General features: G+C 38.8%; 28 protein-coding genes. 2 read left to right on the forward strand and 26 right to left on the reverse strand.

Going from position 1 to position 26,966, the window contains the following annotated elements; translation table 11 throughout:
- Window positions 1–20: 20 nt before the first annotated feature.
- From FBF73_RS07955 to FBF73_RS08030, 16 genes are all read right to left on the reverse strand, one after another.
- On the reverse strand, window positions 21–515 hold the full coding sequence (locus tag FBF73_RS07955; protein WP_124787867.1) for a hypothetical protein: 495 nt from the start codon (window positions 513–515) through the stop codon (window positions 21–23).
- Window positions 499–1,350, reverse strand: a complete 852-nt coding sequence (locus tag FBF73_RS07960) for a DUF6731 family protein (protein ID WP_124787866.1) — start codon at window positions 1,348–1,350, stop codon at window positions 499–501. Before FBF73_RS07960 ends, FBF73_RS07955 begins: the two co-directional genes overlap by 17 nt.
- Window positions 1,351–2,646, reverse strand: coding sequence for a restriction endonuclease subunit S (locus tag FBF73_RS07965; RefSeq protein ID WP_136937467.1), 1,296 nt, complete (start codon window positions 2,644–2,646; stop codon window positions 1,351–1,353).
- Window positions 2,639–4,747 carry an N-6 DNA methylase gene (locus tag FBF73_RS07970; protein WP_136937468.1) on the reverse strand — a complete coding sequence of 703 codons (2,109 nt, stop codon included), beginning with the start codon at window positions 4,745–4,747 and terminating at the stop codon, window positions 2,639–2,641. Before FBF73_RS07970 ends, FBF73_RS07965 begins: the two co-directional genes overlap by 8 nt.
- A 215-nt stretch (window positions 4,748–4,962) precedes the next feature.
- A complete protein-coding gene (locus FBF73_RS07975; protein ID WP_000924721.1) occupies window positions 4,963–5,217 on the reverse strand; it encodes a Txe/YoeB family addiction module toxin in 255 nt (84 codons plus the stop codon).
- Window positions 5,218–5,220: 3 nt separating this feature from the next.
- A complete protein-coding gene (locus tag FBF73_RS07980; protein WP_000388572.1) occupies window positions 5,221–5,475 on the reverse strand; it encodes a type II toxin-antitoxin system Phd/YefM family antitoxin in 255 nt (84 codons plus the stop codon).
- Between the two features lie 131 nt (window positions 5,476–5,606).
- Window positions 5,607–6,704 carry a nucleotidyltransferase gene (locus FBF73_RS07985; RefSeq protein ID WP_136937469.1) on the reverse strand — a complete coding sequence of 366 codons (1,098 nt, stop codon included), beginning with the start codon at window positions 6,702–6,704 and terminating at the stop codon, window positions 5,607–5,609.
- Window positions 6,705–6,713: 9 nt separating this feature from the next.
- The gene (locus FBF73_RS07990) at window positions 6,714–7,454 is read right to left on the reverse strand and encodes a class I SAM-dependent DNA methyltransferase (RefSeq protein ID WP_061428021.1); all 741 of its coding nucleotides are present in this window, start codon (window positions 7,452–7,454) and stop codon (window positions 6,714–6,716) included.
- A gap of 109 nt (window positions 7,455–7,563) precedes the next feature.
- Entirely contained in the window at window positions 7,564–7,917 is a 354-nt protein-coding gene (gene rsfS / locus FBF73_RS07995) for a ribosome silencing factor (RefSeq protein ID WP_136937470.1), read from the reverse strand.
- On the reverse strand, window positions 7,918–8,511 hold the full coding sequence (yqeK, locus tag FBF73_RS08000) for a bis(5'-nucleosyl)-tetraphosphatase (symmetrical) YqeK (protein ID WP_136937471.1): 594 nt from the start codon (window positions 8,509–8,511) through the stop codon (window positions 7,918–7,920).
- Window positions 8,511–9,140, reverse strand: coding sequence for a nicotinate-nucleotide adenylyltransferase (locus tag FBF73_RS08005; protein WP_125421569.1), 630 nt, complete (start codon window positions 9,138–9,140; stop codon window positions 8,511–8,513). Before FBF73_RS08005 ends, yqeK begins: the two co-directional genes overlap by 1 nt.
- A gap of 51 nt (window positions 9,141–9,191) precedes the next feature.
- On the reverse strand, window positions 9,192–9,503 hold the full coding sequence (yhbY, locus tag FBF73_RS08010) for a ribosome assembly RNA-binding protein YhbY (protein ID WP_000060169.1): 312 nt from the start codon (window positions 9,501–9,503) through the stop codon (window positions 9,192–9,194).
- Window positions 9,504–9,717: 214 nt separating this feature from the next.
- Window positions 9,718–10,824, reverse strand: coding sequence for a ribosome biogenesis GTPase YqeH (gene yqeH, locus FBF73_RS08015; protein WP_136937472.1), 1,107 nt, complete (start codon window positions 10,822–10,824; stop codon window positions 9,718–9,720).
- 2 nt (window positions 10,825–10,826) lie between these two features.
- The gene (locus FBF73_RS08020; RefSeq protein ID WP_136937473.1) at window positions 10,827–11,354 is read right to left on the reverse strand and encodes a YqeG family HAD IIIA-type phosphatase; all 528 of its coding nucleotides are present in this window, start codon (window positions 11,352–11,354) and stop codon (window positions 10,827–10,829) included.
- 14 nt (window positions 11,355–11,368) lie between these two features.
- The gene (locus tag FBF73_RS08025; protein ID WP_136937474.1) at window positions 11,369–12,277 is read right to left on the reverse strand and encodes a magnesium transporter CorA family protein; all 909 of its coding nucleotides are present in this window, start codon (window positions 12,275–12,277) and stop codon (window positions 11,369–11,371) included.
- Window positions 12,278–12,328: 51 nt separating this feature from the next.
- Window positions 12,329–12,895: a mechanosensitive ion channel family protein gene (locus tag FBF73_RS08030; protein ID WP_136937475.1), complete on the reverse strand. Its 567-nt coding sequence runs from the start codon at window positions 12,893–12,895 to the stop codon at window positions 12,329–12,331.
- 179 nt (window positions 12,896–13,074) lie between these two features.
- Between FBF73_RS08030 and sstT the strand changes: the two genes are divergently transcribed.
- Together sstT and FBF73_RS08040 are read left to right on the forward strand one after the other, a co-directional pair.
- Complete coding sequence (sstT, locus tag FBF73_RS08035; protein ID WP_136937476.1) at window positions 13,075–14,280, forward strand: serine/threonine transporter SstT; 1,206 nt, start codon at window positions 13,075–13,077, stop codon at window positions 14,278–14,280.
- A gap of 67 nt (window positions 14,281–14,347) precedes the next feature.
- On the forward strand, window positions 14,348–15,301 hold the full coding sequence (locus FBF73_RS08040; protein WP_136937477.1) for an aromatic acid exporter family protein: 954 nt from the start codon (window positions 14,348–14,350) through the stop codon (window positions 15,299–15,301).
- A 51-nt stretch (window positions 15,302–15,352) separates the two neighbouring features.
- On the opposite strand, the gene asp5 is transcribed toward FBF73_RS08040, so the two are convergent.
- From asp5 to FBF73_RS08090, 10 genes are all read right to left on the reverse strand, one after another.
- A complete protein-coding gene (gene asp5, locus FBF73_RS08045; RefSeq protein ID WP_033689239.1) occupies window positions 15,353–15,577 on the reverse strand; it encodes an accessory Sec system protein Asp5 in 225 nt (74 codons plus the stop codon).
- Window positions 15,578–15,581: 4 nt separating this feature from the next.
- Window positions 15,582–15,761, reverse strand: coding sequence for an accessory Sec system protein Asp4 (gene asp4, locus FBF73_RS08050; RefSeq protein ID WP_001278707.1), 180 nt, complete (start codon window positions 15,759–15,761; stop codon window positions 15,582–15,584).
- Window position 15,762: 1 nt separating this feature from the next.
- Window positions 15,763–17,100, reverse strand: a complete 1,338-nt coding sequence (gene gtfB / locus FBF73_RS08055; protein WP_136937478.1) for an accessory Sec system glycosylation chaperone GtfB — start codon at window positions 17,098–17,100, stop codon at window positions 15,763–15,765.
- Window positions 17,093–18,604, reverse strand: coding sequence for an accessory Sec system glycosyltransferase GtfA (gene gtfA, locus FBF73_RS08060; protein WP_136937479.1), 1,512 nt, complete (start codon window positions 18,602–18,604; stop codon window positions 17,093–17,095). Before gtfA ends, gtfB begins: the two co-directional genes overlap by 8 nt.
- An 11-nt stretch (window positions 18,605–18,615) precedes the next feature.
- Window positions 18,616–20,988 (reverse strand): accessory Sec system translocase SecA2, encoded by a 2,373-nt coding sequence (secA2, locus tag FBF73_RS08065; protein ID WP_136937480.1) that lies wholly within the window; start codon window positions 20,986–20,988, stop codon window positions 18,616–18,618.
- The gene (asp3, locus tag FBF73_RS08070; protein WP_136937481.1) at window positions 20,981–21,421 is read right to left on the reverse strand and encodes an accessory Sec system protein Asp3; all 441 of its coding nucleotides are present in this window, start codon (window positions 21,419–21,421) and stop codon (window positions 20,981–20,983) included. The genes secA2 and asp3 overlap by 8 nt, the downstream gene beginning before the upstream one ends.
- On the reverse strand, window positions 21,418–22,953 hold the full coding sequence (gene asp2 / locus FBF73_RS08075; protein ID WP_136937482.1) for an accessory Sec system protein Asp2: 1,536 nt from the start codon (window positions 22,951–22,953) through the stop codon (window positions 21,418–21,420). The genes asp3 and asp2 overlap by 4 nt, the downstream gene beginning before the upstream one ends.
- Window positions 22,937–24,517 carry an accessory Sec system protein Asp1 gene (gene asp1, locus FBF73_RS08080; protein WP_136937483.1) on the reverse strand — a complete coding sequence of 527 codons (1,581 nt, stop codon included), beginning with the start codon at window positions 24,515–24,517 and terminating at the stop codon, window positions 22,937–22,939. The genes asp2 and asp1 overlap by 17 nt, the downstream gene beginning before the upstream one ends.
- Before the next feature lie 9 nt (window positions 24,518–24,526).
- On the reverse strand, window positions 24,527–25,741 hold the full coding sequence (secY2, locus tag FBF73_RS08085) for an accessory Sec system protein translocase subunit SecY2 (protein WP_136937489.1): 1,215 nt from the start codon (window positions 25,739–25,741) through the stop codon (window positions 24,527–24,529).
- A gap of 189 nt (window positions 25,742–25,930) precedes the next feature.
- Entirely contained in the window at window positions 25,931–26,815 is an 885-nt protein-coding gene (locus FBF73_RS08090; protein ID WP_136937484.1) for a glycosyltransferase family 2 protein, read from the reverse strand.
- Window positions 26,816–26,966 lie beyond the last annotated feature (151 nt).

Below are 26,966 nucleotides of genomic sequence, written 5' to 3' on the forward strand. Positions count from 1 at the left end.
AATTTTTATCTTCCTTATGCTTAAATATCATCATTTTCCGTCATCTTTCTTCTTTCTTTCTCAGAATCTATAGTAATTTTCAATATTTTTCTAAACGCCTTTATTAAATCACATAGCGATAATACAAAAAACATTAATAATCCAATAAATATAGAAAGAGTTACACGTAAAATATCATTAGTGCTACTTGGTTCTTGAGCAAGAAAAAAAGAAGGAAAAATTGTTAATATAAAGGATAATAACGATAGATCAAATAGTCTTTCTATTATCAATAAATCTACATTAAGACTTTTTAATTTTTTTATAAATCGATTTGTTGCAAAAAATGATGTTATTCCAAATGCAGCAACTAATACACCTGATATAAAAATCAAAACATTTTGGATAGATGATACGAATTCAACATAATTATGGATAACACATAATTGAAGTTGGGAATGAAAAGCGTAGAAAGATACTATTAAAGAGATTATTAAAAATAAATATCCCTTGTATTTTCTAATCTTTGAAAGCAACTAAATATCCTTCCTTCTCTTTGTATGCTTTTTCCAGTTTATCGTAAATAATATCATTATCAATATCTTCTATGTAATATTTTTCATAATAGTTCAACTTATGATTTACTAAATCTATTATCTCAGAATCACCATAGACAGACATAGTTCTTATCTTTACATTTTGATTATCTTTATAAGAACAAAATTCGTCTATTGCACGTCTCAGTCTATTTTTATTTAAATCAGTCCCCTTAATTCTCAATTCCATACTTTTTGCTGACATTTCCTTAGCAAATTCAACACCACTATTAATATCTTTTACTTGTTCTGAGAATAATGATAAATTTTCTGGAATAGCGATTGAAAAAACAACATCATGAACATGTCGCATCTTATCTAGATTTTTAGTGGCATCCTTATCCTTTATGATAACAAATTCAAATTCTTTATAATCAATTCCGACCTTTAAAGCTATAAATTTTCTTAATTCTTCTATTGTAGTTTGCGATTTCCCTCTTTTCTGAAGCAAAATGCTATTTTTAAAATCATACAAAAATTGAGCATCATTAGCTATTCCTTCGGTATCTTCTTTTTCCACAATATCTCTATTTTGAGTCTGAATATCATCAATTTGAATATCTTGTTCCAAATTAACCTTTGCAATAGTAAATACTATATACGTATCTGTTTTACGAATATCATTGCGTAAATAATATGATAGATTTCCAATGGATTCCGTAACCAATGATACTGCTGGATTAAGACCTGCAAAAAATGCATTAATCTTTGATACTGCATTTGTTTTAGAAACAGCTTTATAAAAAAGACACTTGAATTCACGTTCCACAAGCATTTATACCCTCCTCTTCCCTGTTACATAATCATAAATAAGAGTTTGTCGTTGTTTATTAATATTTTCAATTTGTTGGTTCTTGATTTGAATTAATTTATCAATTTGAATAGTTTTCTTATCTAGAAAATCAGCAATTTTTTGTTGTTCTTCGAAAGACATTTTGGGGAATATCATTTTTTTTATACTTTCTTGTGTAATAGTTGGAATTGTACTCCCTCCGACTATTAACTCACTTTGATCCTTTCCCACAGAACTGTTCAAAAAATAATTAATTAGGCGTGAATCTGTATTTTTTTTAGGTTTTAGAACTACCAATTGAGGATTTATCGTTGCTTTATTTGAAAGCTTATTGACAATTCCAGCTTTTCCATAACTAGATCCTGTCTTTACATACAAGACATCACCAGTTTTAATTTGGATTTCCGGAGACTCATCATACTTACTCCACGAAATATAAGTATTATTATTATCTATCACACTATAGTCAATTATATTTGAGGGACTATATGAAATAGCTCCTTCCCCTTCGTTAACAATATCATTTGTAGTGTATCCTCTAAAACCTATTCTTCCAAATATATCTACATACTGTTCTAATTTACTTACTTCCCACTCTTCTGGTATCTGTCCAATCCAGTCGATACCTGAATCCTTCATAGGGACTGTTGTATCCAATCCTTTTGTGACGGTCTCATAAATCAAGCTGGCGCGGTAGTCTTTAAGTTTTTGAATCTGCTCTTCCAATAGGGCTTTGACCTTATCCAACTGTGCTGTTTTCTTATCAAGGAAATCAGAAATTTTTTGTTGTTCATTTTTTGGGGGAATTAATAACTCCATTTTATAAATATCTGACCAAGTTCCACCTTGTCTAACTCCACCACCAAAGTTATAAAAAACTTTACAAATATCATACGTGTGTAATAGATAATACATATAGCTATCACTACAACATATATTTTTTAAGCGTAATGTTAAATAAGCTGAAGTTATAATACCATTTTCTCTTGTAAGTCCAACACGAAGACTTCTTTTATCATTTTGTAAGTCAGTCAGACGTAAAACAATATCTCCTCTTTGAATAATATTATAAGTATCAAATGATTCTGGTAAAAGTCCAAAAGAAGTATCTATAGATTTTCGGATAATATGACCGTAACTTAGCGATAATAGATTTTTTTCTTTATTACCTTTATTTTTTTGCTTGTGTTCTTCAAAAATATGATTAACGAAATCAACTTCCCACTCTTCTGGTATCTGTCCAATCCAGTCGATACCACTCTCTTTCATCCTAGTCATGTTTTAGTTCCTCCAAGAGAGTCTGTAGTTCTGCTTCCAGTTCATAAAACTCTGCCAAGAGCTTTTCTGCATTTTCTGGTGCTTGGTAGTGATAGAAATAGCGAGTAAAAGGAATCTCAGCTCCATAGCCCTTTTTCCCATCAAACCAGTAATGGGCATCAGGTACATGGGGATAGACCTCACGCGCAAAGTAGGTTTCCACATCCTCTGTCAGCTTAACGATTTCACTGTCCTTGGTTGTCTTATCATAGACAATCCCATCGGCAATCTCATTTGCCTTGTCTTTCTTCTTGGTTCGGATAACCTCTGCTGTCTTGTCCATTTCACTCATAGCTAAGGCTAGCGCATTGATATTAGCAGACGTAAGATTAAACTCTCCCAGCAAGTCCTTGATGACTTGGACAAAGTTCTCAAAGTCAGGATAGGTCTTGTCAGAACTTCCCTTAGCAAAAGCTGTCAGGATAGCTTCTTGCTTGGTCTTGCCAGCTACAAAGTCCTGTAATTTTTTCTCATCCTTGGCTGAACGTGGTTCCATCTCTAGCAATTCTTGGTACTTGTATTCATCAAATAGTTTAGCTAGGAAAGGAACGCTTTTCGCTTTCTCAATTGTTTCTTCGCTTATCTGGCCACGACGTTGCAGAGGTTGCATAACTGTAAACTCTCGATAGAGAAACTCTTGATTGTCAAAGATTTTTACATGGTCATTTTCTTGAAAATCATCGTACCAGCGAAGGATCTGACGGATATTATCTTCGGACAACTCACGGCGTTTTTGACCTAAAGATTTACGTAGAGGAATAAACTCCTCCGTCGCATCGATAAACTGAACCTTATTCTGGCGCTCAGGAGACTTGTTTTTATTATAAATCCAGATATAAATCCCAATTCCTGTGTTATAGAAAAATTGACCTGGAAGGGCGACTATAGCTTCCAGCAAATCATTCTCAAGGATATAACGGCGAATCTGACTTTCTCCCGATGATGTCCCACCTGAAAAGAGGGGAGACCCATTTGAAATGATGGCTGCACGGCCATTTTCTTCTAATTTTGCAAGAGCATGAAGATGAAAGAGTAGTTGAGCATCTCCAGTTCCTGGAGTCGCGACAAAACGACCTTGACGACCTTCTGTTTTGTCAAAGAGTTGATGATCTTTCTTAACTGCATCCTCAACCCCATCATCCGCATCCTTACCACCCCAAGCTTGACCGAAGGGAGGGTTAGCGATGACAAAGCTCATTTTAGTATCTGGGAAAGGATCTGAATCTTTTAAGGTATCCACCTTCACGAAATAGTCAGAGTCTTCCTGACGAATTAGCATATCTGCACGACCAATCCCAAAGGTTTCAGGCAAAACTTCCTGACCAAAGAGTCGGACAGTGGCTCCTGTATTCAACTGACGGATATAGCTTTTAGCTGTAGCCAGCATTCCCCCAGTTCCAGCCGCCATGTCTAGTATTTTCAACTCTTTTTTATCAACAAAAAGTTCTTCGTCTGCCTCAATCAAGAGGAGGTTGACCATCAGAGCAATAACTTCACGAGGGGTATAGTGAGACCCCGCTTCCTCATTTTCAGAAAATCGGCGGATGATATCCTCAAACATGTATCCCATACGCATAGAGTCGACTGAACTTGGAGACAAATCAATTTGAGAGAACTTTTTAATAACCGTGAAAAGGCGACCACTCTGGGCCAGGGTACGGACTTGCTCTTTAAATTTTAGGTTTTCAATGATGTCCTTGACACGACAAGAATAGCCATCCAGATAGGCTAGAAAATTCTCCTCGATTGCATTTGGATCATTTTGAAGATTTTCCAACGTAAAAGGACTAACATTGTAGTAACGATAGCCTGAAAGTTTCTCCAACACTTTCTCAGGTGTATTGGGATTTGCTTTGTATTGTGCTACCACCTGATCCTTGGTTGGCAGCAAGGCAGCTTCTAAACGAGTCAGGACAAACATTGGAATAATAACATCGCGATACTTATCTGCTCGATAAGCTCCTCTAAGAGTGTTAGCGATAGACCAAACCGTATTGACATCATTAGAGATTTGGATATCATTTGCTTGGAATAGTGGTAATTTTTCTTTGAAATTAGACATTTACTTCCCCTGTTTTTATTATTAACAATTCTCTTCATTATACCACAAAATACGAGTTATAAAGCGTATTCAAGGGTAAAGATCGAAGTTCATATACTAAATTTCTTTACTGAGTTTTTGTCTTTTGTACTAGGGCTTCTGTCATTTTCCAAAAAACTTTATCTTAAACTTACTAATAAAAATTTAAAAAATAAAAAGCCTACTTCGCAGTAGACTTAGTAATGATCTTTAAAGGACAAGAAAGCCACGCTATCTCCATCCATCATATAAATCAAGCGATTTTCTGCGTCGATACGACGTGACCAGGCTCCTTGGTAGTCATACTTGAGTGGTTCTGGCTTACCAATTCCTGTAAATGGATCGCGTTGAATATCCTTGATTAGTTTGTTGATTCGTTTTAGGGTTTTCTTATCCTGATTTTGCCAGTAGCAATAATCAGCCCAGGCATCTTCTGTAAACTTGAGCAGCATTTCTCACTCCTCAATAACATGGACCTGAGTACTTCCAGCACGGACTTGAGCCATTCCCCGCAAAACCTTATCAGAAAGTTCCTTATTTTGAGCAATTCTCAGGGTTTCCTGAATACTATCCCACTCACTCTTTGAAAGTACTACAATGTCCTCGTCTGGATTTTTATTGACCACCGTCAAAGGCTCAAATTCATCATTTACCTTCTTCATGTAGTCTTTTAAATGATTTCGGAATGTTGAGTAAAGAACTGCTTCCATAACCATACCTCGTTTTACCTCTTTTCCACTATTATACACGAAAAGAAAGAAACTGTCAGGAACTTGTACAAGATTTTCTTTTCTATCTATTTATTCGTAAAAAATCTCAAAAAGCCTACCTTTCAGTAGACTTAGTTTGTTTCTATTCTAATCAGTACTCTGCCGAAATTCTGTTCTGCTATACTTGGATTTCCTAGTTGGTAAATTCTATCTGCCTTTTGGGTCATAGCATCCCAGGGTTCTTTGCCAATTCGGCTGACTAGATTAACCTGTCCTTTCAGAGATTTAAGATGCTGTCTGCCTTTTTCGGTAAAACCAAGGACATGAATGGCTTCTGGTAAGTCATTTTCTCTAGCCTGCACCAAGATATAGGTCAAGAGACGTCTAACACGCGCCTTGGTATAACGCTTGGTGGCAACCACCTCAACCAAGCCTTCCACAGACTTGGCTGTTTTAATAGCCTCTTTAATGCGCACAGCCATTTCTTGATTGACCTGATAGATGGTGGTAAGGTCAAGATTTGACAAGATTTGATAGCGGAGCAAGGGAAAATAGTCTTCCCAGCTCACCTTACTGGTCTGCTCAAAGAGGGCAACAGAAGGCATAAAGCGTTCTAAGAAATTTTGATCTGACTGATTCTGACGCAGGGCTGTCGCAGAGGCAAAGTCCACATCCTTGTCCACAGAATGGAAACCCGCCCCCTGACGCTGAATCGGATGGAGTTTGATGTTGCGTCCCGCAACCGCCTTGGCATAAGCAAGAGCAAGGACATGATTGGGTGTATTACCTGAAAAATCAAGACCTGCAAATTCCTTCCACATAGCTTGGGTTTTCTGGGGATAAGAGAGGGAATCAGGCAGATTTTCCACAAATTTCTCCATCTCAGCACCTTGATCTGTGTATAAGCCAGCAATTTTTTGATAATCCAGAACTTCCTCTGTCCCAAAAGCTAGAGTATCAATCCTCAAGCGCGCCAAGATATCCACAGCACCTTGACCAAAGAAATCCGCAGCCTGAACACTGACTAAAAAGGGCAATTCTACTACCAGATCCGCTCCATTTTCCAGAGCCATCTGAGCCCGTGTCCACTTGTCCACGATCGCAGGCTCTCCACGCTGCATGAAATTCCCAGACATAGCCACGATTTTTAGTCCCTCAGCCTGCTCTAGCAGATATTTGTGGCCATTATGAAAAGGATTGAACTCGGCGATAATACCTGTGATGGTCATGGTAATCTCCTACTTCTGCGCCACAAAAAACCAACGGGTGCTGGTTTCTGTTGGCTCCTTGTCCTCAAAGTCCGCATAAAGTTTGAAAGACTTGAATCCAGCCTGTTCCAGCAAGATATCATAGGTCAAGACCTCATAGGTCCGCTCCTCATGCACTTCATCGTGGCGACTAAAGGAACCATCCGCTTCCTTGATAAAGAAAGTCAACTCATGGACGATAGAGTGAGGAGCTTCGTCCTCATAGGTGTCCCAGAGCATAGCGAAATCTTCCGCATTTTCATGGTAGGAATAGCCTGGAAAAACCTCATCCGTCTGGTAAGTCGAGTGCACGTCAAAGATGAAAACTCCGTCCTCATTAAGAGCATTATACACTTCCTTAAAGACGTCCCCTACTTCCACTTCATCCTGCATGTAGCAGATTGAATCCGAGTAACACGTAACAAAGTCATATTGACCTGCCTTGGATAAATCCAGCATATTACCTTCAATAAAATCAATCTTTTGCTTGGCTGAAGCCGCTCTCTTTTCAGCAATCTTCAGCATATCTGCGCTCAAGTCAAGTCCAGTCACATCAAAACCAGCCTGAGAAAATCGCACAGATTGAATCCCTGTCCCACAAGCCAATTCCAAGAGTTTCTTTCTCTCCTTAGTCTTAGGCAAATGACGAAGAGAAAAATCCGTCCATTTATCATATAAACTATCGTCCATCACAGCATCGTAAACAGCCGCAAAGGTTTCATAAGTTGCCATAATCATGATCCCAAGAGCCACCATGGCAAACACCACTCGCCCTTTACCTTTCTACCAATTTTTCTAAAATAAGCAAAGAAACCCAGTTTGCTACAACTGAGTTCGTCTTCTAAGCAAGAGCTTCTGAAATATCTACTGACTCTGCCTCATGCCATAGTTTTTCTAGGTTATAGTGGGCACGCATTTCTTCTGAGAAGACATGCACAACGACAGCACCGAGATCCAGCAAGACCCAGCCTCCAGCTGCATCGCCTTCGATATGGCTGCCTTTAAAGCCTGCTTGAGCTACTTTTTCACGGATATTATCAGCGATAGCGTCCAACTGACGGCTATTCATTGAACTAGTAATAACAAAGTAATCCGTCACGCTAGTCAAATCTTGTACGTCAAGTGCGAGGATATCCTCCGCACGTTTCTCATCAGCCGCTTTCACGACTAGGTCTAGTAATTCTTTTTCGTTCATTTAGTCCTCTTTTAAATAGTGCACAAAGGCGTTATAGGTTTCAAGGGTTTGGGGATAGATGGGGAATCCCTGATGAGCTAGATGCTCCACGGTACGAGCTGTTTCATAGGCCACTGCCTTATTGAGCGATAGCTCAGCAATCTCACGCGCCACATCCACCCCTGGGAAGGCACGATTGTGCTCGATATAGTCTGCGACATAGACAACCTTATCTAGGTCAGTCATCTGGTCAGCCCCGACTGTATGGATTTCAATGGCTCGCAGAATTTCAGGATCTTGCAAGTTCAAATCTTCCTTAATCTTGTAGATGCCAACCATACCATGCCAGACATTATTGCCCCAGTTTTTGAGGTCAGGGTCTAGCTGATAACGGTCAATCAAGTCTAGAAATTCCTGATCTGATAACTTTTTAGCATAGTCATGAAGAAGGCCTGCTAATCCTGCTTTCTCGGAATCAACTCTAAATCGCTGGGCCAATTCTATGGCTGCACGCTCCACACCTAAACAATGGGTTAAACGTTTTTCAGGTAGAAGCTCTGCCATTCTTTCCAACAAAACCTCACGAGAGCAGTTGATATAGTCTTGATAGGCCATCAGTAGAGCCCCTCCTTCTCGATGTAGTCTAGCACAGGCTGAGGCAGGAGAAAGTTGGGTTTCCGACCTTGGGCAAGGAAGTCCCGCACCATGCTGGACGAAATATCCATGAGAGGCACATCCACCCAGATAACTGGATAGGAAGTCCCTGCCTTGTAGCGTGGACGCTGAACCCCTACAAACTGAACCATGTCAACCAGCTCATCAATACGGTACCACTTAGGCAGATAGTCCACCATGTCAGCACCGATGATAAAGTAATAGTCTGTATCTGGATGTTGCTCTGTCAAGATTTTCATGGTGTCGTAGGTATAGGAAATGCCCTTGCGCTCCAACTCAATAGTTTCAATGTCCAGACCTTCAATCCCCTCAATCGCCAACTCAAGCATCTTGAGCCGATGGTGCTCGGGAATGGTTTCCTTTTTATCTACATGAGGCGGCTGGTATTCGGGCATAAGCAAAACCTGGTCCAGTCCCAACTGCTGGCGTACTTGGTCCGCAACAATCAGATGGGCATTGTGAACAGGGTTAAAATTCCCTCCTAAAATTCCGACTTGTTTGCGTTTTTTCTCCTTGATTTCTGGCTCCAACTCTACCTTGGTAAAGGGAGTCAATAGTTCGATTGCCATAGGCTAGTCTCCTTTATTTCTCTGTAAAAACAGTTATTTGGAGTGTCGTTTTTAGATTTCTTTGACTTTTTTAGAAATCTTGCGATTTTCTTTCTTGCTAGATTGTTTAAACAAAATCAAGATGCGTCCGATTTTTTGGACTGTATCCACACCGATTTCTTCTTCCAAAATTTCAGCTACTTCGTGGATGTTTTCATCTGTGTTTTGCAAAAGAGTCACCTTGATCAATTCACGTGCGTCAAGAGCTTGACGGACGCTAGTTTTGATTTGATCGTTAAGGCCATTTTTCCCAATTTGGATGATAGGTTTGAGGGTGTGTGCCTGACTGTTGAGGAAGGCACGTTGTTTTGATGTTAATGACATAATTTCTTTAAAAGAGTTTCTTTTTATACTTTTCTGAAGTGGTGACGGACGTCAGCAAAGTCCTTCGGACTTTCATGACTAAAATTTGAGCCTAAGGTCTCAAATTTTCCGCAGTTGGTACAAGTCCTTGTACCAACTAACACCACGGCGAAAAGTATTCTCTATAGGCTCGCAAGGGCTCACCCAAATCTAGACAACCCTTTCCTTTCTGTGTTTAAATAATTGCTTTTCGTGTGACGACGGCGACGCCTTCTGGTGCCCAGACGGCGACTTTGGCGGTGCCTGTTACGCGGATCCAGCCTAGGCCTGAGATGACTAGGTCTGTCTTGTCCTTGATGGTAAATACATGTTGGACTAATTTTGGAAAATCTTCTTTTTCCTTGCTATTCGGTGGTGTCAGAAGGGTTCCTAGGTGCTTATCGTAGAAAGCACTAGCTCCTTCAAGCTTGGTACGATGCAATTTGAGTTCATTGTCAAAGAAGGCTGTGAATCCTTGCTTCTCACCTGCAATGAAGTCAAAGCGTCCCAAACCACCTAAAAACAGGGTTTGCTCGGGATTAAGCTGATAGGTTTTTGGCTTAATTTCCTTTTTAGGGCTGACATACTTGAGATTTTTAGCTGTCAGGTAATGAGCCATCTGGTGACGGTGGATAATTCCCGGTGTATCGTAGATATATGAACCATCATCAAGCGGAATCTCAATCTTATCCAAGGTTGTCCCTGGGAAACGCGAAGTCGTGATAACATTCTGATCACCCGTGATTTCTTGGATAATAGCATTGATGAGGGTTGATTTCCCAACGTTGGTTACCCCAACCACATAGACATCACGGCCCTTACGGTAGTGTTCAATCTTGTCAATGACTTCCTTAATGGCATGCTTGTTTTGTGCCGAAGTTAGGACGACATCGACTGGACGAAGCCCTTCTTCATGGGCACGCTCCATGAGCCACTGGCTAATCTTGCCTGGTTTAACAGACTTGGGCAAGATATCTTTTTTATTTCCAACCAAGAGGACATCATTGCCCGAGACGAAACGTGGCAAGCCTGGGATGACAGAGCCATTAAAATCAAAGATATCAATGACATTGACCACTAAGGCATCACTGTCTCCCACCTCGTGCAAGAGCTTGAGGAAATCATCGTCCGTCAACTGGACATCCGTGATTTCATTGTAGTGGCGGAGACGGAAACAACGTTGACAATAGACTTCGCCAGTCTCCAAACCTTTTTCGAGTGCCGACTGGGGAGTAAATCCAAGACCAGCCTTGTCTATCGTCTGAATGGTTGCTCCACAACCAATACAGAGAATTTCTTCCATAATTAAATTCCTTTTTTATATGTAATCGGTCCGTACTTTTCAGTGATTTTTCGCATAACACGGCGCTCACGAGCTCGGTTAATCTGCGTCTTAATCGAGTCGTGTTGGACCAAGGGCTTGACCAAGATTGAGCGAATGCCTGCACGGTGAGCTGCTCGTATATCGGTCATGAGCTGGTCTCCGACCATGACCACTTCCTTTTTCTCATAGTGGAATTCCTTCATGGCACGGTCAATCCCAAATGTGAAGGGCTTCAGAGCCCAATAAATGTAATCAATCCCAAACTTCTCAACTGCTCTTTGAACTCGTTTTTTGGTGTTATTTGAGACCACGATGATGCGAATACCCGCGTTCCGAAGGTCATGTAGCCATTGCTTCATTTCTGGCGTCCCGTCAGGGTTGTTCCAAGCAATGAGGGTATTGTCCAAATCAACCAAAACAGCCTTGATTCCTTGCGCCTGCAGGCTTGGGACTGTCAGATCATAAACTGCTTCCACAGCAAAATCTGGCATGTAATTTTCAATCGCCATTCTGGCTCCTTTTCTTAACTTTTTTTCGCAATTTTCCTTAGCAACAATGATAGGACAATCCACAAACCTGCACTTACCAAGCTGATATAGAGCCAAGCATGGGGCTCATCTGTTAAAGGTAGCGGAACATTCATTCCGAAAAAGCCTGTCACGACTGCCAAAACAGCCAGCAAGACTGAAATGATAGTCAAGGTTGTCAAATTATCATTCAGATTATTGTTTAGGATGTTGTTGTAAGATGCTGATAGTTGTTGGAGAACTTGAGAAATCAAATCTGTCATGGACACCAGCTGATGAGCTTCAATCATAGCATCATCAAACTGCTCTCTCTCAATTTCGTTAAAACTGCGATAAAGCGCATGCCCTTGAATATGCTCTAGCAACATGCGATTTTGCTTAGCAGCCGCAGTAAGATAAACCATACCGGTCTCCAAGTCAGACAAGGCAAAGAGATTTTTCTTGGTCGTCCGCTGACGCAAGAGGCCATTGACCTCATCCTTACTCTTGTCCATTTGCTCGATGACAGGATAGTAGGCATTGCTGATGATTTCCAGACTGGCAAAGAGAAACTTGTAAATCGAAAGCGTGTCATGACTGTCCAGATAACGGGTCATTTGTTCAATGACATAGGCATTCTTGGTATTACTAATGGTAATCAGGCGACGATGTTCCACGATAAAGGTCATGGGAAAGGCTTCGTAGTATTCCTTATCCTTTTTCAAGTTCAAGACATTGTAGATAAAGGTCACCGTCCCATTTTCGCGGTGATAATCCATGTGGGCACGCTCATTCCTATCCAGTGCGTATTCAATGGTTTCCTTGTCCAAACCGTAGATTTCAGAAAGATCCTCTAGTTTTTTCAACTTGTCCAAATCTAGATCAATCCAGGTACAGCCATTGCCCAACTGTTTTTCTAAAAACATCTTCTCTCCTTTACCAAACTCTTTCTATTGTACCATAAATTTGCTAAAATTTCAGGCCTGGTCTGTCCGAGAGAAATTGCTGACAACGGTGATATTGCGATTGGGAACGAAGTGCAGAACCTGGTCTTCTCCTCTGAGTTGCGTTGTTCGAATGCCAACACTAACCACCTTGCCCGATACAGTAATAGGACCATTTGTCAAAACAACTTCATCTCCCACATCCAGTTGACGTTCAAAAAGGATGAAAAAGCCATTGATGACATCAGACAGAAAACCTTGGGCTCCCATCCCAATAGCCACCCCAGCAATCCCAGCCCCTGCCAGCAAACTAGAAACTGGCAAACCTAAAATCGACAAAATGCAGTAAAGTAAAAAGAAATAGAGGGTATAATTAAACACATTCTCTAATAAACGTGAGATGGTTTTCTGACGCCCAACATCATGACGAGACATTTTTAAAGAGGGTTTGACAACTCTCTGCACCATGGTATAGAGCAATTTCTTAGCTATATAAAATAGTAAAAACAGGAATAACAGAGAAAGTAATTTGGTTAAGATACTCTCGATAATCGCTGTAACATCAAGCTTATTGAGGTAGGTTTGAATAAATTCTTGCATAGAAAACTCCTTTCATTTATTATACCACACTTTCATAAAGTGTCATTCTCCATAAATATTCAAAAATAATTTCAAAAATAGACAGAAAATTCTTGATTTTAGCTCATATTTATACTATAATCATAAACATTACACAACTAATACTCAATGAAAATCAAAGAGCAAACAAGGAGGTTATTATGAAAAAACTCATTCATGATTGGAATAAGGCAAGCCTAATCAAACGTATTTTGATTGGTATGTTTTTGGGAGGAATCCTCGGACTGACACTTCCTGCTGTTTCTGGAATTGGGCTACTCGGAGATCTCTTTGTTGGTGGCCTCAAAGCCATCGCACCTATTTTGGTCTTTGCCCTCGTTGCTAACGCCCTTTCCCAACACCAAAAGGGACAGGATAGCAATATGAAAACCGTTATCTTCCTTTATTTAGTGGGAACCTTTGCAGCGGCACTTGTGGCTGTCTTTGCTAGTTTCATCGTTCCAGTTGAAATTACCTTAAATAGTGCTAATACAGAGGTTACACCTCCTGATGGGATTGGTCAGGTCCTCAGTAATCTCTTACTTAAACTCGTAGACAACCCTGTCAATGCCCTCGTCACAGCCAACTACATTGGAATCCTATCTTGGGCAGTTGTTTTCGGTATTGCTATGAGAGAAGCCAGCAAAAATAGTAAAGAATTGCTGAAAACTATGGCTGATGTGACTTCTAAAATTGTCGAATGGATCATCAACCTAGCTCCATTTGGTATCCTTGGTCTTGTCTTCAAAACCATCTCTGATAAGGGAATCGGCAGTCTAGCCAACTATGGAATCTTGCTTGCCCTCTTAGTAACAACCATGTTCTTTGTGGCTCTGGTAGTCAATCCGCTAATTGCCTTCCTCTTTATGAAGAGAAATCCTTATCCCCTCGTTTGGAAATGTTTGCGTGTCAGCGGTGTGACAGCCTTCTTCACTCGTAGTTCCGCTGCTAACATCCCTGTAAACATGAAACTCTGTCATGACCTTGGACTGAATCCAGATACCTATTCTGTTTCTATCCCACTGGGTTCTACTATCAACATGGCAGGGGCAGCGATTACTATTAACGTTTTGACCCTTGCTGCAGTAAATACTCTTGGAATCCCTGTTGACTTTGCGACAGCCTTTGTCCTCAGTGTAGTAGCAGCTATCTCAGCCTGTGGAGCCTCTGGTATCGCTGGCGGTTCCCTCCTCCTTATCCCAGTCGCTTGTAGTCTTTTCGGCATTTCTAATGATATTGCCATGCAAGTTGTTGGTGTTGGATTTGTGATTGGTGTCATCCAAGACTCATGCGAAACAGCTATTAATTCTTCTACAGATGTCCTCTTTACTGCCGTTGCCGAATACGCAGCAGCCCGTAAAAAATAACTCATAAAGACAAGTCTGCTCAAGTCTTGTCTTTTACACTTTTATTCTAACTTACTAGGAAATCCTTATGTCTATTAGCCAACGTACGACCAAGCTCATCTTAGCTACCTGTCTTGCCTGCCTTCTTGCTTATTTTCTCAATCTCTCCTCAGCAGTTTCAGCTGGAATCATCGCCCTCTTGAGCCTATCTGATACCCGTAGAAGTACCTTAAAACTGGCCCGCAATCGCCTCTTTTCCATGCTTCTAGCTTTGCTTATCGGAGTTCTGGCTTTTCACTTGAGCGGATTTCATATCTGGAGCCTTGGTCTCTATCTGGCCCTCTATGTGCCTCTAGCCTACAAGATGGGCTGGGAAATTGGCATCACACCAAGTAGCGTTTTGGTTAGCCATCTTCTGGTGCAAGAGTCAACCTCTCCAGACCTCCTAGTCAACGAATTCCTTCTCTTTGCTATCGGTACAGGATTTGCCCTACTGGTCAATCTCTATATGCCTTCACGAGAAAAGGAAATTCAGCTCTACTACACAATGGTTGAAGAAAAGTTAAAAGATATTCTCCAGCGCTTCAAATATTTTTTATCCAGAGGGGATGGACGCAACCGAGCACAACTGGTTGAAGAATTAGACACCCTTTTGGAAGAAGCCCTCAGACTGGTCTATTTGGATCACTCAGACCACCTCTTTCACCAGACTGACTACCATATTCACTACTTTGAGATGAGACAGCGACAAAGTCGCATCCTGCGAAATATGGCCCAGCAGATCAATACTTGTCACCTAGCTGCCAGTGAGAGTTTGATTTTAGCGCAACTCTTTTCAAAAATTGCAGGTCAACTGAGCCAGACCAATCCTGCTTCTGATTTACTAGATGAAATTGAACGCTATCTAGAAGTTTTTCGCAACCGCAGTCTACCCAAGACAAGAGAAGAATTTGAAACCCGCGCCACGCTCCTCCAACTCCTACGTGAAGCCAAAACCTTCATCCAAGTAAAAGTTGACTTTTACCAAAAATATGGACAGTAAAAAAAGAAAACTTCAGAACAATCACAAAAGGTGAATATCTGAAGTTTTCTTTTATTTGTAAGTTATTACCATAAAGGTTAATAGTAAAACGAATAAGGCCAAACTCACCAATAAAGTAAGAACCTTGACCAAGGTATTGCTCTGCCAGTAGCTTGGTTTACCAATATTACTGGTCGCATCCATGGAAAATAGTTGATTTTGACGAGGTTGTATGGTCACCAATACAATCAAAGCAAGAGAGAGGACAATAGCTAAAACAATCAGTATGTCAGTCATAGGCCTACCTCAAAATTCCCAACAAAGTAAAGAGTAAACCAATCAGAATCATTAAACCCAAGATGAGTGAAAAAGTCTTACTAATCTTTTCCCCTCGGGTTTCTTTTTCCTTCTTAATCGGTTTTTGTTTCAACTCTTCCATACGACCTTCAACGTCTTTGTAAAATAAATCTTCGTCTGACATGTTAGCCTCCTAAAACAGTTTGCATAGTTTCCTGATATCGCACCAAGTCAACATAGTTTGCATGTTGGCCTTGCTTCCCAAGTGCCAGACTCATTTGTTCAACATCTGAAAGGGCCAGTTTAATGGTCTCAACCAAAGGAGCAACCTCACTACTTTCAAATAGATGATCAGGAGCGATATAAGAACTATTGTGGACCGTTTGGTTAAATCCAAGAATCAAGAGATTGTGCTCAAAGGCCTGACGCACGGCCTGCAACAACTCATTGCTGTGGTTTATATCCAAGTAAATATCCGACAGTTGATAGAGCTCCTGAATCTTCTGTGGACTAGCATTCTGGTAAAGGACCACATTAGGATAGCGAAGCATGTCTAAGAGCTTAGAAGACATCTCTGTCACCGCTGCGATACGGAAAGTGACATCAGGCAAGGCTTCTACGATTGCTTCCACTTGTTCAATCTGATCTGAGTTGGTCAAGATTAAGGCATCTCGTCTTAGGAAATTATCACGTTTGAACTGATAATGGTAACCCAAATGCACAAACTGAGTATGGTATTTCTCGTCAGTCAACTCTAAAGCGCGTTCATAAGTCTCCTTGTTTGGAATGATGATTTTCTTGGTACGCACATCATCACTTTCCAAAATCAACTGCATATTACCTGGGATAGCATCATAGAGAGGTTCCTGCCAAACTAAGACATCTGAGCCAGACTTATTTGGATGATGGAAGGAAACCAAGAAAGCAGTCGCTAGAGTATTAAAGACAAGCTGACTTGTATCTATTTCCAAATCTTGCAAAAAGAAGGTAATAAATTCAACCTTATTTGCAAAGTAACGCATGGACTGACCAGGTAAGGTCAATAAGATATCACCCGTCACATGGTTTTCAAGTAAAACTTGTTGACCATTGACATCTTGGTAAACTGTCATAATTGGTTCACTATCTGCGCTATAGGTTGTTGTGGCAAAGCAAGCACCAAAGCGATTGTAATGGTCAACCTGACGGACTCGACCTTCCTGATTTTTCCAATCTACTTGCTTAACCAAACGCGCCTGCATTCCATCAGCATAATGAATAACAGCTCTCTCCTGCGTCATATCCTCAATACGAGCAGACTGATTATTTCCTGAAATTTCCCAAAAAGCTGGAACAGGAACTTGGTTGAAATAGAGAGGTTTTCCCTCCTCATAACCTAGATAATAAGTAAAAGGAGATACCAGACCATCAGGCAGAAAACCATCTGCATCGATGACCACTCCAAGTTGAGAAAGACCAGTAGCGACTAGGCTTTCATGTAAATCTCGACTTTCCTGACTATAACGATCATAAAGTTCAATCATGGAGCACCTCCTCTACTGTTTTTTTCCACTTTTCTAAAATTTCTTTGGTTAAGAAACCTTCTGCAATTTGATAAGAATGGGCACGCATACCCTCTAGACGATTTTCTTGATACAATTGACAAATCTTAGCTGCGTAAGCTTGCTTGATTTGGTCTTCTACATGGTCAGATGAACTTGGAATCAAATAACCATTTTGCCCATCTTCTATAAAGGTCTGATTCCCATAAGGCACATCAAAACCGATTAGGGGTAGACCTGAACCAATAGCTTCCATCAAGGTCAAACCAAAGCCCTCGCTGGTTGAAGCAGTCAAGTAGACTTCATACTGACTATAAATATGCGAAAGTTCCGCATGTCCCTTGAGTTGGATATAATCCTCAGCCTGATGAGTTGCAATAATGTCTCGAAGCAGAGAATCCTCTCCACCGCTACCATAAATATCGAAGGTTAATTCAGGAATTTCCTTACGAGCTTCAATGACCGCCTTGACCAACCAGTCAATGTGTTTTTCTTTGGCAAGACGTGAAGCTGTAATCAATGAAAATGGCTTACGTCCTTGACTTGACTCCGTCAGAGAGTCAATACTGCCTACAGGAATGGTAACAATCTTTGGTTGATGCTGGGTGTACTTGGCAAATTGCTCTTGCAACACTTCATTCTGTCTATCAGTTGACACGATAAAGAAATCAACCTTATCTGCATTTGTAAACTGATAGTCATAATAGTTGTTCCAAAGGATATAATCCTCATTTGTAGCATTTTCACTATAATGCTCAGCATGAACAACTACCGCTAGATGCGCTGCTTGCGCTTCCTCAAACACAACCTGTCCAATACCTGTCTCCCTATCGAGAATGACCAAATCAGACTTGTTCAAATTCAAAGATTTCATAAAAGCACGCATGAAAGCTTGCTTTCCATAGAAAATCTTATCCTTAAAACGGTAAACTTCTTCCTTCCCTTGATTCATCAAGATATCATAGGCTGTAGTCCCGTCTTCATTGTAAAAAGTTCGTTGGTATAGGACTGCAACATTGTCCTTGGGAGCAAAATACTCGCTACAATAACGCGTATAAGAAAAGTAATCCTTCCGAATCAAGTTCCCCTTAAATACATACTCCACATGTTGGACCAAGTCCTTGTTCTCATCAACCAAATAACAGGTGACAAACTTATCTTGGTCAGAAAAGAAGACACGCAAAACCTTGCCATTCTTTTCTCTACGACTTTCAACACCGTCAACAGTAGCCAAGACATCAGCCACTGTTACACTAGTTGGTGCAATCTTGATATCTGTAAAGTGATTATAAAGCCAGATAACTTGCTCATCATCAAAACCAATATTGGCTGTTAAGTGCTCAATGTTATCGGCTAAAATCATATCTGTAAAGATAAACTTAGAGGACAGATTTAATTTCCGAAAAGCACCAGCACGGTAGGCTTGGGCGTATTCAACACCACTACTAGCCCATCCAATTCCTAAATTTATATTGTAAATTGTCATATTTTCTCCTCTTATGGGAAATGAGTCACGATTTCACCTTTTGGAGTGACCTCAACCAGCCCCATCAGGAGATTCCGTACCATATCAGCACGAATTTGCTCTTTCATCGTTTCAAAGCCTGCATAGGCTTCTTGATAATACTCTACGATTGGATTTTTCTGACTAGCAGACTGACCACCGATAGCCATAGTTAACTGTTGGAGATAGTCTACTTGCTCCACCCAGTTGTCATCAATAGCCTTGAGCATAGAAAGTCGTAAAAACTGTTCATACAGACCATGTTGTTCTAGCAATTCTTTCTTTTCAGAAAGTTCTCTATCAATCACCTGCTTTATAAACCTACGAACTGCAGTTTTGTTAGTAACATCTATATAGTCTGGAATATCTTTAATATGAAAACTAATATTAGTTACAACAAAGTGGAAGAGCAACTCTCGGCTTTCATAATTTGAAACAGTCACTTGGTCTATATAACTAGCAATGATTTCATCAACAACATCTTCTAAGTCGCGAGAACCATCTATTAGACGATTACGCTCCTTGTAAATCATATCCCGTTGAATATTCATACTTTCAGCATATTCTAGAGTCTGACGACGTGCCGAACGTCCAGCACTATCACTGGCATGCTGAGCTCTTTCAACTAATTTCCGATACTTACGGCCCTTAAGAACCTCTGGTTGTATCATATCTTTAACTTGGTAATCTTTGTACTTTTTATGCACCCAAGAAGGACCAAATTTCTTAATAACATCGTCCTCTAAGGATACAAAAAACTTACTCATCCCAGGATCTCCCTGACGACCAGAACGACCACGGATTTGTAAGTCAATTCGTTGACTTTCCATCCGCTCCGTTCCAATCACTATCAAGCCACCAAGCTCTGCAACTCCCTCACCGAGTTTAATATCCGTACCGCGTCCTGCCATTGAAGTTGCTACTGTTACAGCCCCCATCTGACCTGATTCTGAGATGATTTGGGCCTCACGTGCAGCATTATTAGCATTGAGAACGTTATGTGCAATCCCTTCACGGAGCAAGAGTGATGAATAAAGATGAGACATTTCAACTGAACCTACAAAAACGAGTAAGGGATTTCCCTTAGCATGGTATTCTTTAATACACTCCAAAGAAGCATACACTTTTTCAGGTAAAGTTACATATAAATTATCTGGATAGTCAATCCGTTGTCTAGGACGATTGGTTGGGATGCGTACTACCGACATATTATAAGTTTCCAAAAGCTCTTTTTCAGCAACTTTACCTGTACCCGTCATTCCAGATACTTTATTAAACATCTTGAAAAGGCTTTGATAAGTAATAGAAGCCATAGCACGTGTTTCAGGAGAAAGTTTGACATGCTCCTTTGCTTCAATAGCCTGATGGAGACCCCCCTGCAGTTTTGTCATCTCCATTAGACGCCCTGTCCCCTTATCCACCAGTACCATTTCATTTCCACGAATGATATAGTCCTTGTCTTTTGTAAAAAGTTTATGTGCTCGAATCCCATAGACTAAATGGCGAGCAAAAACCGAATGTTCTTCCTTGTAAAAATGATCGATTCCCAAGAAACTTTCTGCAGCTTTAGCTCCCTTGGTAGTGAGCCAGACTTCATCCTTTTCTTCTTTAAAAATATAGTCCTCTCCTTCTACTAAAGTCGTTACCAGCGTATCAATAATACCATAGTGATTAGACTGAACCCGAGGTGCTCCTGCAATGATAAGGGGGGTCTGAGCACTATCCAATAGAATATCATCAATCTCATCAATAATGACATAATCAAAAGGACGTAAAAATTTTCCCTTTTCATTGGAAGCAAGATTGTCACCCAAATAATCGAACCCTAAATTACTATTAGTTGTATAAATAATATCGGATGCATAAATTCTTTTTTTCTCTTCTGACTTCAATTCCTGTTTAGGATCATCTGTAAAAGGAACTCCAATTGTTAAACCCAAAAATCGGTATACTTGTCCCATCTCCTCGGCATCACGCTTAGCTAGATAGTCATTGGTAGTAATCAGCATGGTTCCTTTTCCTGTCAGAGCATTAAGATAAACGGGCATAGTAGCTGTCAATGTTTTCCCCTCGCCAGTATTCATCTCCGCAACATTTCCCTGATGGATAACGATACCTCCCATGACTTGTACATCATAAGGGAACATCCCCAATACGCGTTTGTCTGCTTCACGAACAACTGCAAAAGCTTCTACCAAGAGGTCATCGAGCGTTTCACCCTCAATAAGTCGTTGACGGAATTCAACTGTCTTTGCCGCTAATTCTTGGTCTGATAAAGATTCCATCTTACTTTTAAGTGCATTAATTTTTTTTAAAATCTTTTTGATATGCCTAAGCTGAAAATCTTGATACAATCTTTTAAACACTATTCATCTCCTTAATAGAAAAAGAATAAAAATCTAGCGACTCAAATCCAGCACTTAGAAGAGATACTTGATAGGTATAGGCATCCTCAGGATAGGTAAAATCAAAGACTTTCGTTTTTTCAATTTTCTCTTCAATAACATCCCCGTATCTATCAAAAAAAGAAATCCTTATATAGACACTATTTTTAGGAGTACAATCAAGATTCATGCACAACTGATAATCTTGTTTTCTTTTAAGTAAGGGAAGACTGGGCTGAGTTCTATGGGCTTGATAGTTCACAATAGACAACCATGTTTTTAATATTTCCCCTGCTGAAACTAGGGGATTATATAAACTGATATGCTGATCTTGATGATAGGTTACTTTGCTACCATACATAGATGTCCCCTTTACCTCTCCCCAAGTGATATGTTCTCTCTGATTGATTATCATATGTCACCTCTCCCAAACTCCTCTCTCAATACCATATTATAAAAATGTAAGAACCAAGCAACGTTTGTGTCAGTATCATCATTATGTCGTCCCGACGTCCCCTTTGATAAAATTTTAGCTCCTGTATAACAAAGATGTTCTACTAGCTGATCATAGGCTTTACTATCCATGTCTTCATCTTTCATATAGGAAAGTCCAAAAGTCGTATTTGTAAAGTTAGCTTTTTTAAAAACATTCCAAAACCGTTGATCCAAATCATTCATATGTTGATAACTAACTCCACCAGTTTGATGCCTCAAAATATCATAACTTGTATTAAATACCCCTGGTGCATCTAAACGACCTCGTTTTGCAATGGTTCCAATATTGGCTAATGGCTTCCCGACAATAACTGCACACGGCTCAAAAGCTGCACCATAATAGAGAGAGGGGAATGTTCCCATAGATAAACCTGATAAAATTAAATCTTTAGAAGTCAAATCAAGATAGTCTAAATAGTGTTGAATCGTTTTCTTAATCTTATTTTCTAATTCTTCACTACCAAGGTAAAAGGCTCCACCTTCCAAACGAGGATCTGAAAAAAGAAGAAAAGGACATCCTAAATTTTTCATCATAAAATATCCTTCAAAGCCTTCGGCAGGACGAAAACCTGCAAAATAAACAGCTAAAGGGGGGTTAAAATCACCTGGATGAAAGAAATAGTTAATCTCATCACGACTTTCGTCATGTAAGATCTTACCACCAAGAACAAATTTCCCAAACTGTTTTCGACTCCAACGTTGGTGCAGATTACCTAATTGAATTTTCCCTTTACCACGAGCTTCAATGGATACTGTTATATAAAAATTTGTTTCCTTGCTATCTACGATAATAGCTTGTTGAAGATCATCCTCGTTATAAATTTCTTCTTCAAAAAAGTCATCAACTGATCCAGCCCAAAGTTTACGCATCACCAATCTAAACTCACAATCCCCTATTTTTTCGTACTCTAACCACAATTCAATAGGAGAATTTTCACTAATCATGAGATTATATGACCAGTGAGCAAGTTGGGAGAAAGTATCACCAAAATTCCCCTCTAAAGTCACATGTTCAAATCCTTGATAAGAAATAGAACCTTTAAAAGAGGGATGAATTTGGATACTAGACGGAAATAATTTATCACCATACCCACCACCAAAAAGAGAAGTTGATAAATCATTTAGTAATTTCTGGGGATCTGAAAAATCTACAGACTGAGCACATCGCTTTTTTAATAAATCAAGAATGCTCAAATCAGTCGTTTTAAAATCTTGATTATAAAAAAGAGTATGAGGCTCAATATGATGAACAAAAGGCAGTAAATCAGATAAGTACTGACCATCCTCTATCAAAATAGAATGAAAACGTGTTATCTCTTCCATCTCCATCATTTTACGAAGGGCTAATGGTGAGTTAGGACAAAAATAATACCAATCCATGTTTTTAGGAATTTCATAATAATGAGCCCAATTATCAATCCCTATCTGTAGGATTTTATAGTCCTTTGACATCTGTAACCTCCTCAATCCAGTGATGTAATTTATCTAAGAAACGTTGGCCAGTATGTTCTTTGATTTTATCAATAGAATAAACTAAAGATTGATTCCATTCTTTTAGCATATCTAAATAGTAATGTGCAGCCTTTGAAAATTCTGTCACATCTGAAATCAAATAACCATTTTTCAAATGTTCCACATAGACCGTTTCAACCTGATTAATCTGAGGAATTCCAGCACTAATACCTGCTATCTGTGTATAGAGATGTGGCTGTTTATTTAAATCTACAATAAGTCGTACAAACTCTAGTGTCTTAATCAGATCCAAATCATCATTCATATTGACAAACTGAAAACGTAATTCCTTCTCTCCATTCTCCTCTAGGGGATTTTCTGCGCGACCATAGTCTATACCTTTTTCTAAGCTATCGGTATCAATTTGTGTCTTAATGATTTCATTGACAAGAGATTCCACCTCTTCCATTTGTTCCTGACTAGCAGAAAAGGCTCCAAAAATGACTTCTGTATTTTTTGTCTCAGAAATAAATGACAAAATATGAAATAAAGCTTGTCTATCAATCCCTTCAGAAAAATCTAATTGAAAGTAAATAATCGATTCTTTTCGTGTTTGACTTCGACCCAATCTTAAACGTGTATCAAAAGGAGAAAGATGATGAAATTTAGTAGATGCTTCAGGATACAATTCCTTTAATAGTTGTAAACTATCCTCTCTATCCACCAACACGATATCTGACTGATCAAATGATGGAGCCAAGTCTTTAAAACTGGCTTGAGAATTCCGATTAATAAAAAGACTCAAAATTTTGATAACATCTCTTTGTAGGTAACTGAAGAGGAATTTGTCATGATGAGGATGAGAGGGGATTATAAAAATGTCCTGTTTTTTCTGTTGATTTTGCAAATATTTGTTAAAAAACTCTGAGATTAGTTGACTCATATCGGCATAATGAAGCTGTTTAAAACGGTATCCAAATATCGGATTTACCTCTACTCTTCCTTCTTCATTTAAATACTCTCTAAATCTCCAAATACCTTTAGGATCCAAATAATCTTGATAAGCAGGGTGTCCATTATCAAAATAAATAACACTAGACACAAAACCTCGATCATCCATTATATAATGCTTACTTATCTGTCCATTGAGATCAAAATATTGGATTTCACTGATAAATCCTTCTACACCATGTTCTACCTTGGCATACTTTTTACCATTTTTTTGAACTACTATTGCAAATGGACTATAGAGAAATTGACAATCACTATCCCACTCTATATCTCTAATATTAAGAACTTGGGTATGTAAATCATGAAAGTCTTGCAAATCATCAAATATAGGATAGACTTCTGTCTCTAGGACACCATGTCTGTGTAAAAAATAACGTAAATGTGGCTGATAGGATAATACTAATAGTCGAGACGGTAGACCTTGTCTTTGAAAAAGTCTAATTTGATTGAAAGTATCATCAAATTCAAGTTTAAAGTTAGAATAGTACCACGGAGTCAAATCAGCGTGCCATTGACGATTTGAACCATACCAAGCTGGAATAAAATAATACATGATATCCTCCTAAATCAATGGTTTATATGTTTCATTTAATCTCAGAGCTTTCACCTCATCTCTGATTGTAAAAATCATACCACCAAACATCAAAAATAAACCCGGAATCATAGCAATCCTCAATAACTTTTCATCATATAAAACAAAAAGCATGGGACCACCTGCCATAATCACATTAAAGAAAGCACCTATAATAGAAAAACGAAAAATTATTCTATTCATAAATCGACTAGTTTCTTCACCAGGATAGATTCCATAGATATATTCTCCAGACTTTTTCATACGTTCTGCAATTTGTTCTCCGCTCATATTTACAAAAGCAAATAAGATACTAAAAAGAAAAAGAAATCCGATATACATATAAATCCAAAGTGGTTTCCCAACTGTATACTTTGCTGCAATTTCAGAGAATATTAAATTTGCAGGGAAAAGCGTCTGTAACAACAAAAGAATATAGGTTGGCAAAGATAAAAAGCTCATCAAATACATGTAAGGCATCCCTCCAGCTGGATTAAGCATCACTTCAAAATATGAATATCTCTTAAAACGACTATTTAAACCAATCTTATGAACTGGTATGCGATAGCGAGCTCTATAAAATAGGGCTAGTAGATAAGCAAAGAAAACACCCATAAGACTTAAAAGCATCAAAATAGATGTCGATATATTGATTTGTTTAGATATTTCAATCAAATCCTGCGGAATATTTAATACCATACTCGTTAACAATATAACCATAACTCCACCAACACCATTGCTAGAATTGATATCAGTTAGCCAAATCGAAAAAAAAGTTCCTGCAGTCAATAACATTGTATTTAAGAACAGGACAAGTTCAAAAGAGTAAGCCGGTTGAACCGGAAGATTTAAGGAAATAGCCAAAGATTGAATGATAGCTATAAACAGTGTTAAATACATCCGACACCTATCCTGAGTCTCCATCGACATCGAAGACAAGCCTAAATGTTTTGAGAAGGAAAACATTTGCCACAAAATCATAGAGGACATCCACGGAGAAATCCCAACAGAAAGTAAGGAAAGACTGCGGAGATTTCCGCCTGTAATAGCCGTCGAAAAGGCAAGATAAGCTGTTGAACCACCTAAAAAGTCCCTACTATTTACATCAATAAATGGTAACGTCAAATGACTTCCTAGTACATAAATAAAAATCAAAGAGAAAGTCATTAGACTTTTTGTTATTATAGATGAAAAATAGTTTTTCATGACAAGTCCTTTCATATTTTCAATCATAAAATAAATAATTATCCCTACTAATAATAGAAATATTATCTCAAAATAACTCTAATAATCAAGATGAGAACTCTTTACGGTAGGATTTCAAATGAACTACTAGAAAAACTAAATTAAACTGAAAGACCTCAATTTAAGCTGTCTATTTTAATCAAAACAGAATCATTTTTCATCCATCTTTTTGATTAAGTAGATCATTTCTTGATATCTTCGATAAATTTCCGTATCTTCCAAACCGCAAGTATAGGCTTGATAGCTTCTAAACTCAAGTGATCCTAACAAAGTCTCTTTATAAATGTTTGAGTACAATCCTTTCATTGTAACGAGACACAATCGTTCCACTAAAGTATCCAGTACATCTTCTAATAATTTTTCTGTAATAGTTTGCATAACTGAGCCGCCTCTTATTCGATAAAAGTATAAACATTTATTAATATAAACTAGGCTTGAGGATTCTAAAAACAACTTAATATTTGTTCTGGTATCCTCAATTAACTTACCTTTTGGAAAGCGAATCGTACGAAACAATTCTTTTTTAAATAGTTTTGCCCATGGATTTGAATACGAATTATCTTCCATTTCTAACTTGGGTAATTCTCTAATAAACTCATCGGACATCCAGATACGCTCGTAATATTCCCCTATAATCGGAATATTATAAACAGATTGAAAATCATCGTATTTTACATAGGTTGATAGAGCTATATCTGCTCCTGTCCTAGTAATAGCTTCATATAAATCCGCTAGAAATGTTTCCTTTAACCAATCATCTGAATCAACGAAGGTAATATATTCTCCTTTAGAATGTTCTACCCCATAATTTCTCGTATCAGATGAACCACCATTTTCCTTTTCAAAGTACTGAAAGCGTCTATCCTTAGTCAAATATTCCTTACAAATATTTGATGATCCATCTGACGAACCATCGTTAATCATTAACACTTCGAAATTAGTGTATGTTTGCATCAACAAACTATCTAAACAAAGACGAAGATATTTTTCCACATTATAAATAGGAACAACTACGCTAATTAACTCTTCTTTCATATAAGTCAACTCCTTATTATCTATTTTAAACACCTTATTTTCAGGATAAGAGTGATCACAAATAAAAGAACCTCTAGACACATTATGACGAGTATTATCAAAATCAAAAATAGTTTTTCAAAGACGATAAACTTCATCGATAATTTTCTCA

Source organism: Streptococcus mitis (genome assembly GCF_005144795.1).
Classification (GTDB): Bacteria; Bacillota; Bacilli; order Lactobacillales; family Streptococcaceae; genus Streptococcus; species Streptococcus mitis_BB.

Coding starts and splice junctions, on each gene's coding strand:
- rsfS (WP_136937470.1), bottom strand. CDS start 7,917: ATGAACGAAAAAGAATTACTAGACCTAGTCGTGAAAGCGGCTGATGAG.
- FBF73_RS07980 (WP_000388572.1), bottom strand. CDS start 5,475: ATGGAAGCAGTTCTTTACTCAACATTCCGAAATCATTTAAAAGACTAC.
- FBF73_RS08090 (WP_136937484.1), bottom strand. CDS start 26,815: ATGAAAGAAGAGTTAATTAGCGTAGTTGTTCCTATTTATAATGTGGAA.
- gtfB (WP_136937478.1), bottom strand. CDS start 17,100: ATGATTGAACTTTATGATCGTTATAGTCAGGAAAGTCGAGATTTACAT.
- asp1 (WP_136937483.1), bottom strand. CDS start 24,517: ATGTATTATTTTATTCCAGCTTGGTATGGTTCAAATCGTCAATGGCAC.
- gtfA (WP_136937479.1), bottom strand. CDS start 18,604: ATGACAATTTACAATATAAATTTAGGAATTGGATGGGCTAGTAGTGGT.
- yqeH (WP_136937472.1), bottom strand. CDS start 10,824: ATGGAAGAAATTCTCTGTATTGGTTGTGGAGCAACCATTCAGACGATA.
- FBF73_RS07960 (WP_124787866.1), bottom strand. CDS start 1,350: ATGCTTGTGGAACGTGAATTCAAGTGTCTTTTTTATAAAGCTGTTTCT.
- FBF73_RS07965 (WP_136937467.1), bottom strand. CDS start 2,646: ATGACTAGGATGAAAGAGAGTGGTATCGACTGGATTGGACAGATACCA.
- FBF73_RS07990 (WP_061428021.1), bottom strand. CDS start 7,454: ATGGCAACTTATGAAACCTTTGCGGCTGTTTACGATGCTGTGATGGAC.
- yhbY (WP_000060169.1), bottom strand. CDS start 9,503: ATGTCATTAACATCAAAACAACGTGCCTTCCTCAACAGTCAGGCACAC.
- FBF73_RS07970 (WP_136937468.1), bottom strand. CDS start 4,747: ATGTCTAATTTCAAAGAAAAATTACCACTATTCCAAGCAAATGATATC.
- asp4 (WP_001278707.1), bottom strand. CDS start 15,761: ATGTCAGACGAAGATTTATTTTACAAAGACGTTGAAGGTCGTATGGAA.
- FBF73_RS08030 (WP_136937475.1), bottom strand. CDS start 12,895: ATGCAAGAATTTATTCAAACCTACCTCAATAAGCTTGATGTTACAGCG.
- FBF73_RS08025 (WP_136937474.1), bottom strand. CDS start 12,277: ATGTTTTTAGAAAAACAGTTGGGCAATGGCTGTACCTGGATTGATCTA.
- FBF73_RS08020 (WP_136937473.1), bottom strand. CDS start 11,354: ATGGCGATTGAAAATTACATGCCAGATTTTGCTGTGGAAGCAGTTTAT.
- FBF73_RS07975 (WP_000924721.1), bottom strand. CDS start 5,217: ATGCTGCTCAAGTTTACAGAAGATGCCTGGGCTGATTATTGCTACTGG.
- FBF73_RS07985 (WP_136937469.1), bottom strand. CDS start 6,704: ATGACCATCACAGGTATTATCGCCGAGTTCAATCCTTTTCATAATGGC.
- sstT (WP_136937476.1), top strand. CDS start 13,075: ATGAAAAAACTCATTCATGATTGGAATAAGGCAAGCCTAATCAAACGT.
- asp2 (WP_136937482.1), bottom strand. CDS start 22,953: ATGTCAAAGGACTATAAAATCCTACAGATAGGGATTGATAATTGGGCT.
- FBF73_RS08005 (WP_125421569.1), bottom strand. CDS start 9,140: ATGGCAATCGAACTATTGACTCCCTTTACCAAGGTAGAGTTGGAGCCA.
- yqeK (WP_136937471.1), bottom strand. CDS start 8,511: ATGGCCTATCAAGACTATATCAACTGCTCTCGTGAGGTTTTGTTGGAA.
- secY2 (WP_136937489.1), bottom strand. CDS start 25,741: ATGAAAAACTATTTTTCATCTATAATAACAAAAAGTCTAATGACTTTC.
- asp5 (WP_033689239.1), bottom strand. CDS start 15,577: ATGACTGACATACTGATTGTTTTAGCTATTGTCCTCTCTCTTGCTTTG.
- FBF73_RS08040 (WP_136937477.1), top strand. CDS start 14,348: ATGTCTATTAGCCAACGTACGACCAAGCTCATCTTAGCTACCTGTCTT.
- asp3 (WP_136937481.1), bottom strand. CDS start 21,421: ATGATAATCAATCAGAGAGAACATATCACTTGGGGAGAGGTAAAGGGG.